Genomic DNA, 14,322 nt, shown 5'->3' with positions numbered 1-14,322 from the left:
TGATCGGCGTTTAATCATATGATGTCCATGCGTTTTCCCCGGATCCGGGTCACGCGACACTCTTTGACCCAAAAGGGGTTTTTACATCATGGTTCAACGCGTGATCCGCGTCTGGGAATTTCTGACCTATAGCCTGTGGGTATCGCCTTTGCTTTTTGCACTGGGCGGTGCGGCCTTTGCGGTGGGCATTATGGCAGCCCCGCAGGATATCTTGCGCGACATGTTTCCCAGCCTGTTGCCCGGGTTCAATGAAATCCAGGCGGTGCGCGGATTGCTTGAAACCCTGTTGGCAACACTGGTCACCCTGACAACCTTTGCCCTGTCGATCACGATGGTGGTTCTGACCCTTGCCGCCGGGTCACTTGGACCGCGTATGATCCGCAACTTCATGGGCGATAACAAAACCCAGAATGCACTGGGCACTTTTGTTGGCAGCATTCTGTTTTTGATCACCTCGCTGATGCTGATGGGTGAAAAACCGGATTCTGCCCCGGTGCCGCATCTGGCTGTGACGGTCGGTATCGCGCTGTTTGTCATCTGCGTTTTTGTCCTGATCCTGTTTGTCCACCACCTTGGCCGATCAATCGTTGCCGATGAGGTCATTCAGCGTGTTGGCAAAAACCTTGAAGAAACCATTCAATCGGCCAGCAACACCCTGACCGATCCGATCAAGGCTGCCGAACGCGCCCAGATAACCCTGCCCGACCCGCAGGACATTCCCCGCGAACAGGCCATTTGCGTCGCGTCTTCGGGATATGTACAGGGCGTCGATTATGAAAAAATCTGTGAAATCGCCAAACAGACCGATACGCGTATCTCGCTTGTGATCCGTGCAGGCCAACACGTGCTGATCGGTGATATCGTCGGACGTATCGTCCCTTTGAAGGATGACGTCTCCAAACAGGCACAAGACAATATCGAACAATGCCACGCCGATATTCTTGAGGCGATCATGATCGGATCGCACCGCACGGCCATGCTCGATATCGAATTTGCCTTGCGCCAACTGGTCGAAGTTGCTTTGCGCGCCCTGTCACCGGGCATCAACGACCCGTTCACGGCCATTGCCGCAATCTATCGTCTGGGGGACGCCCTTCCACATGCCATGCAGTTTCGCTATCCGGTCGGCATCTGGCGCGATGATGACGATGAAGTCCGCCTGCATGCCCTGATGTCTGATTTTGGCGGCATGCTGGGGGCGGCCTATGACCAGATCCGCCAGTCTGCGACGGCAAAGCCGGATGTGTTGTTGCCGATGGCTGAAATCCTTGAAAGCCTGATGCGACTGGCCGAGACCGATCATCAACGCGAAGTGCTGCGCACCCATGCCCGCATGATCGCCAATGCTGCCGAACGCGACATCCCCGAAGAAAACGACCGTAAAACCGTCGTTCGGGCTGCAACGCGTGTCTTGCATCATCAGAAGCCGGTCAAAAATTCTGCATCCGAAGACGACGCATAACAAGCGAACGCAGGACCAACCGATATCATCAGACAAAAGAAAAGGGCCCCGAATGGGGCCCTTTTCATTCATCAGACTTTTTGGCAGGTGATCGCTTAGCCAGCGATATGTGCCTCGATCGCGGCTAGTGCGGCATCCGCCTGCGCAGGATCAGAACCGCCGCCCTGTGCCATATCCGGACGGCCACCGCCGCCCTTGCCACCGAGCTTTTCAACACCGATGCGCACAAGATCAACGGCGCTGTATTTATCCGTCAGGTCCGCAGTCAGGCCGACAACGATGGATGCCTTGCCACCGTCACCTGACACAAGGGCAACGATGCCTGATCCCATCTGATCGCGGAGCTCGTCGACCATGCCTTTGAGTTCCTTGGCCGGTATGCCGTCAAGCGACCGCAGTGCCATTTTAACGCCATTGACTTCCTTGAACGCATCACCGCCAGAAGCCGCACCCGAACCGGCCGTTGCCAGCTTTTTGCGCAGATCGGAAACTTCGCGTTCCAGACGACGACGTTCTTCCTGCAGCGCCTTGACGCGGGCCGGGACGTCTTCAGGAACGGCCTTAAGGTCTGCCGCAACCGTGGTCAGAACGTTTTCACGCGCCGACATGTATTTGGCCGCATCGGCACCGGTCAGGGCCTCGATACGGCGGACACCGCTTGAAACCGCGCCCTCGGACACGATCTTGAACATGCCGATATCACCGGTGCGCTTGACATGCGTACCGCCGCAAAGCTCAAGCGAATAGGCATGTTCATTGGCAACCGGCAGGCCCATCGACACAACGCGGACTTCATCGCCGTATTTTTCGCCAAACAGCGCCATCGCGCCCAGCTCAATCGCCTCGTCCGGGGTCATCAGACGGGTGGTGACTTCGCTGTTTTCGCGGATCAGGCTGTTGACATCGGCTTCGATCACTGCGGCTTCCTCGGCCGTGACGGCCTTGGGATGCGAGATGTCGAAACGCAGACGATCAGCCGCAACCAGGGAGCCCTTCTGGGTCACGTGATCACCAAGATGCTTGCGAAGAACCGCATGCAAAAGGTGGGTGGCCGAGTGGTTGGCACGCAAGCTTGAGCGGCGGGTATGATCGACGCGGAATTCCGCAGCGTCGCCAACCTTGACGTCACCTTCGGTCACTTTGCCGAGATGCACATGCAAGCTTCCCAGCTTTTTCTGGGTGTCGGTGATTTCAATGATCGCACCATGTTCGGTTTTGATCACACCGGCATCGCCCTGCTGACCACCGGACTCACCAAAGAAGGTGGTCTGGTTGGCAAGAACGGCAACTTCGTCACCCTTGGATGCAGATTTGACTTCGGCACCGTCCTTGATCAGCGCGGTAACCACACCCTCGGCGGTTTCGGTTTCATACCCCAGGAATTCGGTCGCGCCATCACGGTCATTAATGTCAAACCAGACTTCCTCGGTCGCAGCTTCGCCCGAACCAGACCATGCCGCACGTGCCTTGGCTTTCTGTTCTTCCATGGCGGTGGTAAAGCCGGCTTCATCGATGCCGATCTTGCGTTCTTTGAGCGCATCGGCGGTCAGATCAAGCGGGAAGCCATAGGTATCATAAAGCTTGAACGCCACGTCACCCGAAAGGGTCGCGCCCGCATCCATGCCATCGGTCGCGTCATCAAGCATCTTGAGACCACGATCAAGCATGGTTTTAAAGCCCTGCTCTTCAAGCTTGAGGGTTTCTTCGATCAGGGCCTGCGCACGGACCAGTTCCGGGAAGGCACCGCCCATTTTGCTTACCAGGGCCGGGACCAGCTTATACATCGTCGGATCCTGGGTTCCGACCATATGCAGGTGGCGCATCGCGCGGCGCATGATACGGCGCAGAACGTTGCCACGACCGGCATTGGACGGCAGAACACCATCGGCAATCAGGAAGCTGGTCGAACGCAGATGGTCGGCAACCACACGGTGCGACACATTATGCGAACCATCCGGATCGGTGTTGGTGGCATCGGCCGATGCTTCGACCAGGGCACGCATCAAATCGATGTCATAGTTGTCGTGTTTGCCCTGAAGCACAGCGGCAATACGTTCCAGACCCATGCCGGTATCGATGGACGGTTTTGGCAGATCAACACGATCACCATTTGCCATCTGTTCGTACTGCATGAAGACGAGGTTCCAGATTTCGATGAAACGGTCGCCGTCTTCTTCCGCACTGCCCGGAGGGCCACCCCAGATGTGATCGCCATGGTCAAAGAAGATTTCCGAGCACGGACCACAAGGGCCGGTATCGCCCATCGACCAGAAGTTATCCGAGGTCGGGATACGAATGATGCGATCATCGGTCAGGCCCGCGATCTTTTTCCAAAGACCATGCGCCTCGTCATCGGTGTGATAGACCGTGACCAGCAGCTTGTCTTTTGGCAGGCCGTATTCCTTGGTGATCAGGTTCCAGGCAAATTCAATCGCGTTTTCCTTGAAATAGTCGCCAAACGAGAAGTTGCCGAGCATTTCAAAGAAGGTGTGATGGCGTGCGGTATGACCGACATTTTCAAGGTCGTTATGCTTGCCCCCGGCGCGCACGCATTTCTGCGAGGTCGCGGCACGCGAATAATCGCGGTGTTCCTGGCCGGTGAAAACGTTCTTGAACTGAACCATCCCGGCGTTGGTGAACATCAGGGTAGGGTCATTGCGCGGCACCAGCGGGCTGGACGAAACGACTTCGTGGCCGTTCTTACGGAAGAACTCCAGAAACGTGGTGCGGATATCGTTGACGGTCTGCATATCTCTCCAACCCGGAAAACGCGGAACAACTGCGCGCGCCATACTGGCGAACGGACTGCCCTATTTAGCGGCTCGGCCCTGCCCTGTCCAGTCAGGCGAAAGGAGTCCGGGGGATTTGCCGCAAGTTTTGCCCAATTCGGCGATTTCGGGCCGCTCCGTCGGGCCAAAGGCAGCCAAAATTCAGCCGGTTTTCAGCAATAATGTGAATCGATCCCGGTTCATTTCCTTAACAAACCCGGCGGCCTCAAATCCAAGGCCCAGCAACAATTTGCGCGATGCCGAGTTTTGCGGATGGGCAAAGGCGGTCAGACACGAAATCGATGTCCGGCCGCGTCCATAGTCAAGCGCCGCAGTCGCCAGTTCCCGGCCAAGCCCCTGCCCCCAGACTTTCGGCGCCAAATAATAGCCAAGCTCCGGCCCCCAACCGGGATCAAACGGATCGGTATATAGCCCGCCCCATCCAATGATGTCGCCAGACGTGCGCAGCCTTACGACCCATGGTGCAAATCCATCGCGGCGCCGGAACCATTCATGGACCAGTACGCGCTTGCGACACGCCGCAAAGGTTTCATCACACTGGGTGAACCGCATGGCATCACGATCACCAAGGAAGGCATAAAGGTCGGGGATGTCGGCCAATCTGGCCGTCGAAAGGTCGAGGCGGTCTGTGTGAAGACGGTTTGTCTGAAGATGGGCCGTTCGTGGACTAGTCGTTTGCACTGTTCTGGATCGACTTGCCGAGTTTTTCCATATCGCGACCAAATCCTTCGGCGGTTTCGCAGGCACCAAGGGCAAGACCAAAGCCAATAACCATCAGGACGGCCAGAAGACGTTTTGTCATCGTTTCCATCTTTGCAGGATGCTCCATTCAAGTCCGGATAACAGGCATGTCGCCTGTCTTGTTGTTTATCGCGATATTCTGGCCTCGGGGCATCCGGCTTGCAACCGTTATCGCACGCAGTGGCCGTTTGCCGCACTAAACGCAGAAAAGGACGCCGAAATGGCGTCCTTTCTATAGGCATGTATGCTTCGTGCAGTTTTGCAACTGTCTGGTCATCAGACCGGCGGGCGACGGCCACGCAACGCGTTGACGACAAGCGATACGACAAACAGCACGAGGAAAACAAAGAACAAGATCTTTGCGATCCCGACGAATGTCCCTGCAAGTCCGCCAAAGCCAAGAACGGCGGCGATCAGTGCCAGAACCAAACAGAATATTGCCCAACCTAGCATGGGATTCTCCCACTATTGTTGCTTTAAGATAATGAATAACGATCCGTTACAGATCAGGAAGCGCCGTCCTGGATTGCTTCACCGGCATCTTCGACGTCTTCGCCAAAGCCTTCGGCAGTTTCACAGGCAGCAAGGCCAAGGCCCATACCCGAAATCATCAGAATCGCGAGAAACTTTTTCATCGTATTCGACATGTTCATTCTCCTGGTTGATCGTGTCAAAGCTCACAGGAAATCAAACGGCGACAACTCATAATTGTTCCCGGCATTGTTCTTCCCGGTCAAATTTTCCGGCGCGAACAACATAACAATCGATTGATTCTAAATGATCTTTTCTCAATCGTGATCATTTTGGGGCACGTCAAGTGAAGGAGATCACGGTGGACCTCCTTCACATCAATACCTGCGAAATCAGGATGCCTTTGCATCAAGCGCCAGATATTCACTGATTTCATCAATGATCTGGCGATGGATCAGGGCGCGGTCCGTGCCAGGGGGATCGGTGCAGATCGGATCGCTACCTTCTTCTTTCAGGATTTCGGCGGCGTTTGGCTGACATTCGTCAAGAAATGTCAGGTGATGTGCAGGCGCAAAATTTGCCGAAGACGCATTCTTGATGCGCGCAACAAGATTGCTGCCAGTCGGACCAAAATCGGCAGCCGCCCATTTTTCTTCTTCGCCAAGGCCAATGAAAAGCACAGGAGATTTCACCGCTGCAAGGCTTTGCTCCGTCGCGGCGAACCCCATGCCCGGTTCAATCGCAATACTACGTGTAATCCGGTCATCCCGGCTGGGAACGTCGAAATCATTGGGCATATGATCAAGATCGACGCCTCCTTTGCGCAAAAAGTCGCAATCCTGTGCGGCATCGCCAAATCGGTCGCAATATTGCGCAAAAAGCGTTTGATCAAACCTTACCCCGATAAGGTTTAGGACCGTCGTTCCGCCCAAAGAGAAGCCAATTGCAGAGATATTTTGGCGATCAATGAAGGGGGCAAAGGACGGATTTGACAAAACCTGATCAAGGGTCGCCTGAATATCAGCCGCGCGTTCGCCAATAAATGGTGTCCGGCGGGGTGAAGAGTCCCCTGATGTCGTACCGGGATGGTTTAGCGCAACAACAATTGCCCCGCGCAAGGCCAGTTGCGAAGACAACCAGCCAAGTCCATCCATATTCCCGCCCGAGCCATGTGACAGAAGGACCAGCGGGTGCCTGCCCGGTTCAATTGCCGCACCGATATAGGCGCTTGTTCCCTTCCAGATGATATTGTTGCCGACAGGTGCCTTATAAATCACGGTGTCTGCGGGATACCAGACTGAGGCCGCGACTGGCATGGAACGATGGGCAGCGCGCACATCAAAACGATCATACCCGGCATAATCGGTTTGCTGTTCCGCCAGTACAGGCGATGTTTTCAGGCCTGCGAACAGACACAGGGCAAAGGCGAGATATATCGGTTTCATCACAAGGATCCTTGTCCTAAGTTGGAGTACAGAAGAAGTTCTGCCCAAAACAGGATGGCCTTGCGTCCTCGAACGGGTTTGTGGACGTCTCAAAACCGGTTTTGATACCCCTTAGGCGGAAAATTGCGATCAGATGCTTGTTCTACCTGTTCCGATGATTGTGGCGCTGGTTTTAGGGTTCTTGTTTGTCCGCGCCCTTGTCGGCCAGAAAACGCCCAAGATGCTGATGGCACTTCTACTGGCTGCCGCCGCGCAAAGTTTTTTGGTCGGGCTTGTTCAATATTACGGCATCGACGGGCTGAGATGGCTTCAGCCGATCACGGCTTCTGCCATTCCGGTCATAGCGTGGATGGCATTTGTTGAGGCAAGCCTTCGCGCCCGTTTACAACGCGGGGACCTGCTGCATTTTTCGATGCCGGCACTTGTCGCGCTCTGTGTCTTCTTTTTGCCTGTCGTGATTGATGCTGTCTTGTGCAGCCTTTTTGTCGGATATGGATTGGCAATTTTGGTGATGCTTCATCGCCAACGGGGTGATTTTGCACATATGCGTCTGACATCGGGACAGATCCCCGCACTGGTCTGGCGTTTTATCGCCATTGCACTGATCATATCAGCCATCAGCGACCTGCTGATATTGCTGGCCAAGATTGACGGGAACGATGAGATTGCCGGTGTAGTTCTCAGCGTCACCTCGTCAATCGCGCTACTGACAATTGGCTTTCTCAGCCTGTCGCCAGACATTGCGATTGATGTCGCATTGAAGGACCCGGTCGATGATAGCCAGGCCGCACTGAGTTCTGAGCAATGTCGGGCCATCATGAACGAACTCAACGCGTTACAGACACAGGAACGGTTGTATCTTGATCCGGATCTGACCCTTGCCCGAATTTCCCGACGCATGGGACGTCCGCTCAAACAGATTTCAATGGCGATCAACACCACGACCGGTGAAAACGTGTCGCGCTATATCAATAAATACCGGATTGAGCATGCCTGCCGCATGCTTGACGCGGGGGAAAATGTGACCAACACGATGCTTGAAAGCGGCTTTAACACCAAATCCAACTTCAATCGTGAATTCCTGCGGATTACAGGCAAAACGCCAAGCCAATGGCAACAACAAGGCTCCACCTAGCCCCCTCAGCCGGCAAAGACAACCTGGCAGCGTGAGCAGTAAAGAAAAAGGCGGCACCCATTGTGGCGCCGCCTTTTGCAATCAGTTGGAATGATCAATCAGATCAATCGTCGTTGACCGGTTCGTCTTCGCTCATATTGGTCATGGCTTCGGCGATCAGACCGGCACTCTCGCGAATGCTGTTTTCGATCTCCTTGGTCATTTCCGGATTCTCGCGCAGGAAGCTCTTGGCGTTCTCGCGGCCCTGACCGATACGGGTCGAGTTGTAGGAGAACCAGGAACCGGATTTCTCGACGATACCGGCCTTGACGCCAAGATCAAGGATTTCACCCATCTTGGAAATGCCTTCGCCATACATGATGTCGAATTCAACCTGCTTGAACGGCGGGGCCATCTTGTTTTTGACGACCTTCACACGCGTCTGGTTACCAACGACTTCGTCGCGGTCCTTGATCTGACCGATACGACGGATATCAAGGCGGACAGAGGCATAGAATTTAAGCGCGTTACCACCGGTTGTGGTTTCCGGGCTGCCGAACATCACACCAATCTTCATACGGATCTGGTTGATGAAGATGACCATGCAGTTCGAACGCGAAACAGAACTGGTCAGTTTACGCAGTGCTTGGCTCATCAGGCGGGCCTGCAGACCAACGTGCGTATCGCCCATCTCACCTTCAAGTTCGGCGCGCGGGACAAGGGCAGCAACCGAATCGACGACCAGAACATCAATCGCGCCAGAACGCACCAGCGTGTCAGCGATTTCAAGGGCCTGTTCACCGGCATCGGGCTGGGAAATCAGGAGTTCGTCGGTATTCACACCAAGCTTGCGGGCATATCCCGGGTCAAGCGCGTGTTCGGCATCGACAAACGCACAGGTCCCGCCAAGCTTCTGGGCTTCGGCAACCGTGTGCAACGCCAGCGTGGTTTTACCCGAACTTTCCGGACCATAGATTTCGACGATACGGCCACGCGGCAGACCGCCAATGCCCAGTCCGATATCAAGACCGAGCGAACCGGTTGAAATAGCTGAGATATCAACGGCGCTTTCCCGCTGACCCAGCTTCATAATCGAACCTTTGCCAAATGCCCGTTCGATCTGCCCAAGGGCGGCTTCGAGTGCCTTCTGCTTATCCATAGTATCCTTATCCACCAAATGCAGCGCGGTCTGAATCATTGCTCGAACTCTCTTATTCCACAGGGCCGGGTTGGATGCAACGCAGGCGGTTCCCCGGACCTATAATGCGGAACGCCACCGCTAGACTGTTTTGCCTGTTGCCGCAGCCTGCCACTGCGTTCTTATCGACAAAACAACTGAGAACATAATGCGAACATTCTCACAAAAATTCGGATGTTGCAAGTTTGTTCTCATGGCTTCGATTAGAACTTTCAGAGAACAGATGCTTCAACCGCCCGCCCAACAACAGCGGGGCGTGGGGTCAGTGACGGTTTGGCAATACGATCAGGTGGTGATTTTAAGATGTTCGTGCTTAGGCGCATGTCCATCGTGATCATCGCCATGATGATGGCTTTCGACATGCAATTCACCCGGCACGGTGTAAAGCTGCCCGTGGCGCACGCCCGGCTGTGCCAGAACCTTGTCGGCAAAGGCGCGGATTTCAGAAAGCCGCCCGCGCAGTGTCACACTTTCAAGGCAGGTATCATGATCAATATGGAAGTGCACCGTGGAAACCGTCAGATTGTGATGTTCGTGCTGAGTGCTCATCAGGCGTGATGCCAGCATGCGTTCCTCGTGATCATAGACATAGTTCAGAACCGCAATCCCGACCCCGTCGGCATTGTCTTCAAGCTTGGTGTTCTGAAGCTTTTCACGGATCAGATCGCGAAATCCCTCTGACCGGTTGGTATAGCCGCGGTGATCAAGAAACGCGTCAAACGCCTCCATCAGATCGTCTTCAATCGATACGGTCACGCGGGTCATTTTGACTACCTCTCACAATCAACGGCTTGACGAGTATGATCTTTTTTGAAAAGTTCATACCCGCACATGGTTCTTCCATAAAAACAATTTCCCAAAGGAACGCAAATGTTTCAACCAAAGTTCGCAGCAAGCATGGTGATTGGTGCCGCAACGCTTCTGATCGGTCTGTCGGCAAACGCGCATGAATTCATCGCAAGCCAATCGCCTGAGACGGCGAAGCCGGGCGAGAATGCGACACTTATCCTTGATTCGACCCATCAGTTTGGCCTTCCGGAAGAAGCAGAAGGCGTAAATGATGTGCGCGCCACGCTGATCACCGCCAATGGCACGAACGACATTGCGATTTCCCAAAATGACACCGCGCCCAATCTGATCGGCACGTTTGAAGTGCCCGATACGGCGGCTTGGATTTCCGGCCATCGTCTGGGTGTTGTCTGGTCGCAAACCCCCGATGGCTGGCAGGCCGGCGGTGCCGATGAACATCCCGATGCCATCGCATCGACCCGCTATGAAAAGTTTGCCAAGCTTCTGGTGGGTGTCGAAGGCTCAGCCGATTTTGTTACCAAACCACTTGGTGATGCACTTGAAATCGTGCCGCTCAGCGATCCGCGTGACACCAAGGTCGGCGAGGATGCCGAGTTCCAGATCCTTTTGAACGGTCACCCGTTGACGACATCGGTTCTGGCAACCTATGCCGGATTTACCGAAACACCGTCCTCCTGGGCCTATGCGACAGAGACACTGAGCACCGAGGCCGGCAGTGGCATTGCCAAGATCCGGGTTTCGGCCCCCGGTTTGTGGATTGTGCGTATCGCGGCCGATATGCCCGATGCCGAGGAAGGCGTTGGCAACCACAACATCCGCGCGACGCTATCATTCGCCGTAGATAAATGATGATGGCACGGACCGGCTTTTATCGCCTTTTGGTTCTGATGGCCCTGCTGATTGCGGGGCCATTGGCCGTCCCTGCCCCCGCCCATGCCCATGGTGCTGGTTGGCAGGTCGAAGATAGTGCCAATACAAAGACCTATGGTTTTCGATATACCGACGGATCCCCGATGGCCTTTGCCGAGGTGGTTGTCACAACCAAGGACGGCAAGGTCTGGCAAAAGGCGCGCACGGACCGGGTCGGTCAGTTCTCCCTTGGGCTTGGCGGCACACCAGCACCAGATGCGCCAAGTGAACTCCACATCAAGGTGGCCGATGGCATGGGGCATGTTGTGCAATTGGCCTATCAGCCGACGGACACCGCCAACGCCACAGTCACACCGGGGGGCGGCCAGACGGCAACTGCGTCGTCGACAACGGCCATCCAAGGCACGCCCGCGCTGTTTGATTTGCCGATTTGGGCAAGCATCCTGTTTGGCTGCAGCATCCTCGCGAACCTGTTTGGCGGGCTTATGCTTTGGCAGCGTCGCCAGATGGCTCGAAAACAGTCGAACTGATCAGGGCATGAACAGCAAGGTCACACCGCCAAAGGCAAGGCAGGTTCCGATTACCGCCTGAATGCCAACCGGCTTGCGCAGGATCAGGCCTTCATAAACGATCAGAATAACCGGCGGCAGCGCCATCAGGGTTGAGGCAATCCCGACATTGGCGTTTTGAACCGCCAGCATTGAAAGCCACACACCGATTGCGGGCCCGATAAGCGCGCCCAGCAACAGCCATTTGCCAACATCCGGCGCGATACAGGCCGTAACAGTCCGCCGCACCCGGCCAAGGATGATCGCCAATCCCCACATGGCGATCACGGCGACCAGTGTTCTGATCCAGGTGGCGGAAAGTGCTGAATAGCCATCAATCAGGGCATATTTCGCCGTGATCAGATTTGCGACCTGACCGACCGCGCCGCCAAAACCAAACAGAATGCCAATGGCATAATTGCGTCCCTCAAGCCCGATCGGGCGGCCCTTTTTGCCAAGAATGACAATCAACACCCCCCCCACCCCACAGGCGATCCCGGTGATTTCAATCGGGCGCAGCGTTTCATCAAACAGGACCCAGGCCAGAACCGCGCCCATGATCGGAACGGTCGACATCAACAACATCGAAAGCCGCGCACCGATCAGAACAAAAGCCTGAAATAGCATGGCATCGCCAATCACCAGGCCCAAAACCGATGAAAGCGACAACCAGCCAAGCTGTTCCCACGTCACGGCATTCGGCCATGGCTGGCCCTGAAGGATCCAATGCAAAATGGTCAGACAAAAAATCGAACAGGCCAGACGCCCGCGATTAACCGTCTGCGCCCCCGCCTTCCCGCCGATATTGGAAAAGATCATGCTGGAACTCGCCCAACAGAGCGCAGCAGTAAAGGCAGCAGCCTCGCCAAAAAGGGAAATCATGGGGGCGCGTTTCCGAAAGGGTTTGGTTATTCAACCGTGATGCCGGTTGTGTTGGCGGGTCGTAGTGGGGCAACCCTGCCTGTCATAAACCGTAAATATTCGGACGTTGGCAATTGCTTTTATTGCATGACGGTTTGACGGCTCACGCGCCGACGCCAGATGGACAGCTTCGATAGATTTTGGGCTCGCGAGGTCGGTTGATCAGGACTTGGTTTCCGGGCCTGTCAAATCAAGAGCCGCGCGGAAGATATCGGTGCCGCGATTGAATTGCGGCAACAGGGCTTCGTATTCCTTGCGCAGCCAGCTATAGGTCGTAAGGGTTTCCAGTTCGATGGTGCGATAGCCTTCCGGCACGCCTTCGGTCTGTTTAAGCGAGAAATCGTCAATCAACAGGCCATCTAGCCTCCCAAGATTGAGCATGCGCAACATCATCCCGGCACCCCCGGGTACGGTGACGATATCAGCAAGACCGAGCAGTTCCTGTTTGCCGTGGTCGTCGCCCAGCCAAACGCCGATTTCCTTGTTTTTTAGATCATTGAGTGATTTCACGGTGTCGTCAGCCGTGATCAAAAGGCTTTTGGGACGTCCAACAACCACCGCCCCGGAAACAAGCGGCACACCAGCCGATTGTCGAATGGTTTCGCCGCTGGCAAAGACACCATCGATTTCGCCCCGTTTAAGAGAGACAGCGGTGCGTTTGTTTGGCAACCAGACCGGCTGCACACATAACCCGGCCTCTGCCATCGCGGCACGGTACCGCTCGGCAGAGCGAACATGATCGGCCATTTCCGGCAAGGCGATCTTGAGACAGACTTCTTCGTCTGCCTTTGCCGAGGGCAGCAATTCAAATGACAGGAAAAGTGCTGCCAGAAAAATGACAGCGAACATACACGACCTAACGATCGCATTGGGCTTGCGAAGCGCCATAGTATCACCCCCAAGGCAACATCTTCCCGGTGATAGCGGGACATGTTGCGAGCCTACCTGATCTGCCCGCCGTCATTGATTGCGGTCGGGTCATTTTCATTGTTCTTTGGTTTCGGCTTTTGCCGTTAGGGAAAACTATACGTGCAATCCAAAAGCGCGTGCAAGCACCTGTTTGCCAATCGTCTAAGGCAAACGTATAGGTCGCAGTGCAGCATTACGCGCCAGAATCAGAGCCAAGCTGACGGGGCGCCAAAGCCGTTTTGATCGCGCATTGCAAACACACAACTGTAAAGGCGGGAGCGCCTTTGGCCCACATGTGATGCGGCTCAGGAGGGGTCCTTGCGCAAGGCCGCTATCTTTTCCCGGAAGCGGACGGTGCCATTATCAAATTTCGCCATCTGTTCGGCATGTTCGGCCCGAAGGAAGCTATAGACGGCGAGATTGGCAACAGGGATCGCAACGAACCCTTCCGGCGCACCACCCTGGCTGCGCAATGAATAGTCATTGAGCAAAATGCCATCCAGACGCCCTTTCACAAGCATCTCCATCATCAACTCCGGTCCACCGGCGACGGGCACAACATGTTCATAATGTTCAAGAAGCTTTTCTGACCAGCCTGTTCCCAACCAGACACCGATCTGCTCGGACGTAAGCTCTGACAGGGTTTTGGGCCCATCCTTTTTAACGACAAACATACCATCGGGTTTCCCCAAAATGACACTGCCGCGGATCACAGGCGTTTCGGTCGTCTTCCCGTATGTTTCAAGCATGGCAAAGACGCCATCAATCTGTTCATGGCGCATTGCCATGAACGTTCGCGCATGGGGCATCAAAACAGGTTCGACACAAAGACCGGCATCATTCATTGCCGCCTGATAAATATCGTGTCCGGTATCGCCAATTGTGGCTTCGGGGATGGCAATGCGCAGGCATGGTTGCTTTGCCTTTGCACCGGGCAACAATTCAAATGACAGGAAAAGTACTGCCAGAAAAATGATAGCAAACATGCACGACCGAACGATCGCATTGGGCTTGCGAAGCGCCATAATATCACCCCCAAAGCAA

General features: G+C 55.0%; 15 protein-coding genes. 4 read left to right on the top strand and 11 right to left on the bottom strand.

Annotation, left to right across the window (positions count from 1 at the left end; genetic code table 11):
* The first annotated feature begins 88 nt into the window (after window positions 1–88).
* On the top strand, window positions 89–1,462 hold the full coding sequence (locus WBY09_RS17300; RefSeq protein WP_336233399.1) for a DUF2254 domain-containing protein: 1,374 nt from the start codon (window positions 89–91) through the stop codon (window positions 1,460–1,462).
* A 95-nt stretch (window positions 1,463–1,557) separates the two neighbouring features.
* Here the strand turns inward: WBY09_RS17300 and alaS are convergent, their stop codons facing one another.
* The 6 genes from alaS to WBY09_RS17270 form a co-directional block, all read right to left on the bottom strand.
* Window positions 1,558–4,212: an alanine--tRNA ligase gene (alaS, locus tag WBY09_RS17295; protein ID WP_008890356.1), complete on the bottom strand. Its 2,655-nt coding sequence runs from the start codon at window positions 4,210–4,212 to the stop codon at window positions 1,558–1,560.
* 180 nt (window positions 4,213–4,392) lie between these two features.
* Window positions 4,393–4,932: a GNAT family N-acetyltransferase gene (locus tag WBY09_RS17290; RefSeq protein ID WP_336233398.1), complete on the bottom strand. Its 540-nt coding sequence runs from the start codon at window positions 4,930–4,932 to the stop codon at window positions 4,393–4,395.
* Window positions 4,919–5,062 carry an entericidin A/B family lipoprotein gene (locus WBY09_RS17285; protein WP_336233396.1) on the bottom strand — a complete coding sequence of 48 codons (144 nt, stop codon included), beginning with the start codon at window positions 5,060–5,062 and terminating at the stop codon, window positions 4,919–4,921. The genes WBY09_RS17290 and WBY09_RS17285 overlap by 14 nt, the downstream gene beginning before the upstream one ends.
* Window positions 5,063–5,268: 206 nt before the next feature.
* Entirely contained in the window at window positions 5,269–5,445 is a 177-nt protein-coding gene (locus tag WBY09_RS17280) for a DUF1328 domain-containing protein (protein WP_008890359.1), read from the bottom strand.
* 53 nt (window positions 5,446–5,498) lie between these two features.
* Window positions 5,499–5,639, bottom strand: coding sequence for an entericidin A/B family lipoprotein (locus tag WBY09_RS17275; RefSeq protein WP_008890360.1), 141 nt, complete (start codon window positions 5,637–5,639; stop codon window positions 5,499–5,501).
* A gap of 216 nt (window positions 5,640–5,855) precedes the next feature.
* Window positions 5,856–6,908, bottom strand: a complete 1,053-nt coding sequence (locus WBY09_RS17270; protein WP_197146898.1) for an alpha/beta hydrolase family protein — start codon at window positions 6,906–6,908, stop codon at window positions 5,856–5,858.
* Between the two features lie 133 nt (window positions 6,909–7,041).
* Here WBY09_RS17270 and WBY09_RS17265 point away from each other — a divergent pair, with 133 nt between their 5' ends.
* Window positions 7,042–8,043 carry a helix-turn-helix domain-containing protein gene (locus WBY09_RS17265; protein ID WP_197146897.1) on the top strand — a complete coding sequence of 334 codons (1,002 nt, stop codon included), beginning with the start codon at window positions 7,042–7,044 and terminating at the stop codon, window positions 8,041–8,043.
* Between the two features lie 103 nt (window positions 8,044–8,146).
* Here the strand turns inward: WBY09_RS17265 and recA are convergent, their stop codons facing one another.
* The gene (gene recA, locus WBY09_RS17260; protein ID WP_040823385.1) at window positions 8,147–9,220 is read right to left on the bottom strand and encodes a recombinase RecA; all 1,074 of its coding nucleotides are present in this window, start codon (window positions 9,218–9,220) and stop codon (window positions 8,147–8,149) included.
* A gap of 285 nt (window positions 9,221–9,505) precedes the next feature.
* On the bottom strand, window positions 9,506–9,985 hold the full coding sequence (gene nikR, locus WBY09_RS17255) for a nickel-responsive transcriptional regulator NikR (protein WP_197146896.1): 480 nt from the start codon (window positions 9,983–9,985) through the stop codon (window positions 9,506–9,508).
* A gap of 105 nt (window positions 9,986–10,090) precedes the next feature.
* Here nikR and WBY09_RS17250 point away from each other — a divergent pair, with 105 nt between their 5' ends.
* Together WBY09_RS17250 and WBY09_RS17245 are read left to right on the top strand one after the other, a co-directional pair.
* Window positions 10,091–10,879: a DUF4198 domain-containing protein gene (locus WBY09_RS17250; protein WP_197146895.1), complete on the top strand. Its 789-nt coding sequence runs from the start codon at window positions 10,091–10,093 to the stop codon at window positions 10,877–10,879.
* Between the two features lie 2 nt (window positions 10,880–10,881).
* Window positions 10,882–11,430 (top strand): hypothetical protein, encoded by a 549-nt coding sequence (locus WBY09_RS17245; RefSeq protein ID WP_336233394.1) that lies wholly within the window; start codon window positions 10,882–10,884, stop codon window positions 11,428–11,430.
* On the opposite strand, the gene WBY09_RS17240 is transcribed toward WBY09_RS17245, so the two are convergent.
* From WBY09_RS17240 to WBY09_RS17230, 3 genes are all read right to left on the bottom strand, one after another.
* Window positions 11,431–12,330 (bottom strand): DMT family transporter, encoded by a 900-nt coding sequence (locus tag WBY09_RS17240; protein ID WP_197146893.1) that lies wholly within the window; start codon window positions 12,328–12,330, stop codon window positions 11,431–11,433.
* 201 nt (window positions 12,331–12,531) lie between these two features.
* A complete protein-coding gene (locus WBY09_RS17235) occupies window positions 12,532–13,218 on the bottom strand; it encodes a substrate-binding periplasmic protein (protein WP_336233393.1) in 687 nt (228 codons plus the stop codon).
* Window positions 13,219–13,583: 365 nt separating this feature from the next.
* Window positions 13,584–14,303, bottom strand: coding sequence for a substrate-binding periplasmic protein (locus WBY09_RS17230; RefSeq protein ID WP_197146891.1), 720 nt, complete (start codon window positions 14,301–14,303; stop codon window positions 13,584–13,586).
* Window positions 14,304–14,322: the final 19 nt, after the last annotated feature.

This window comes from Thalassospira sp. CH_XMU1458 (assembly GCF_037027205.1).
Lineage (GTDB): Bacteria > Pseudomonadota > Alphaproteobacteria > Rhodospirillales > Thalassospiraceae > Thalassospira > Thalassospira tepidiphila.
This window is presented reverse-complemented; position numbering and strand designations above follow the sequence as displayed.

Bases quoted from the DNA above. Each gene is read 5' to 3' on its own strand.
- WBY09_RS17240 (WP_197146893.1), bottom strand. From the start codon at position 12,330: ATGATTTCCCTTTTTGGCGAGGCTGCTGCCTTTACTGCTGCGCTCTGT.
- recA (WP_040823385.1), bottom strand. From the start codon at position 9,220: ATGATTCAGACCGCGCTGCATTTGGTGGATAAGGATACTATGGATAAG.
- WBY09_RS17300 (WP_336233399.1), top strand. From the start codon at position 89: ATGGTTCAACGCGTGATCCGCGTCTGGGAATTTCTGACCTATAGCCTG.
- WBY09_RS17250 (WP_197146895.1), top strand. From the start codon at position 10,091: ATGTTTCAACCAAAGTTCGCAGCAAGCATGGTGATTGGTGCCGCAACG.
- alaS (WP_008890356.1), bottom strand. From the start codon at position 4,212: ATGCAGACCGTCAACGATATCCGCACCACGTTTCTGGAGTTCTTCCGT.
- WBY09_RS17235 (WP_336233393.1), bottom strand. From the start codon at position 13,218: ATGTTCGCTGTCATTTTTCTGGCAGCACTTTTCCTGTCATTTGAATTG.
- WBY09_RS17265 (WP_197146897.1), top strand. From the start codon at position 7,042: ATGCTTGTTCTACCTGTTCCGATGATTGTGGCGCTGGTTTTAGGGTTC.
- nikR (WP_197146896.1), bottom strand. From the start codon at position 9,985: ATGACCCGCGTGACCGTATCGATTGAAGACGATCTGATGGAGGCGTTT.
- WBY09_RS17285 (WP_336233396.1), bottom strand. From the start codon at position 5,062: ATGGAAACGATGACAAAACGTCTTCTGGCCGTCCTGATGGTTATTGGC.
- WBY09_RS17245 (WP_336233394.1), top strand. From the start codon at position 10,882: ATGGCACGGACCGGCTTTTATCGCCTTTTGGTTCTGATGGCCCTGCTG.
- WBY09_RS17270 (WP_197146898.1), bottom strand. From the start codon at position 6,908: ATGAAACCGATATATCTCGCCTTTGCCCTGTGTCTGTTCGCAGGCCTG.
- WBY09_RS17280 (WP_008890359.1), bottom strand. From the start codon at position 5,445: ATGCTAGGTTGGGCAATATTCTGTTTGGTTCTGGCACTGATCGCCGCC.
- WBY09_RS17275 (WP_008890360.1), bottom strand. From the start codon at position 5,639: ATGTCGAATACGATGAAAAAGTTTCTCGCGATTCTGATGATTTCGGGT.
- WBY09_RS17230 (WP_197146891.1), bottom strand. From the start codon at position 14,303: ATGGCGCTTCGCAAGCCCAATGCGATCGTTCGGTCGTGCATGTTTGCT.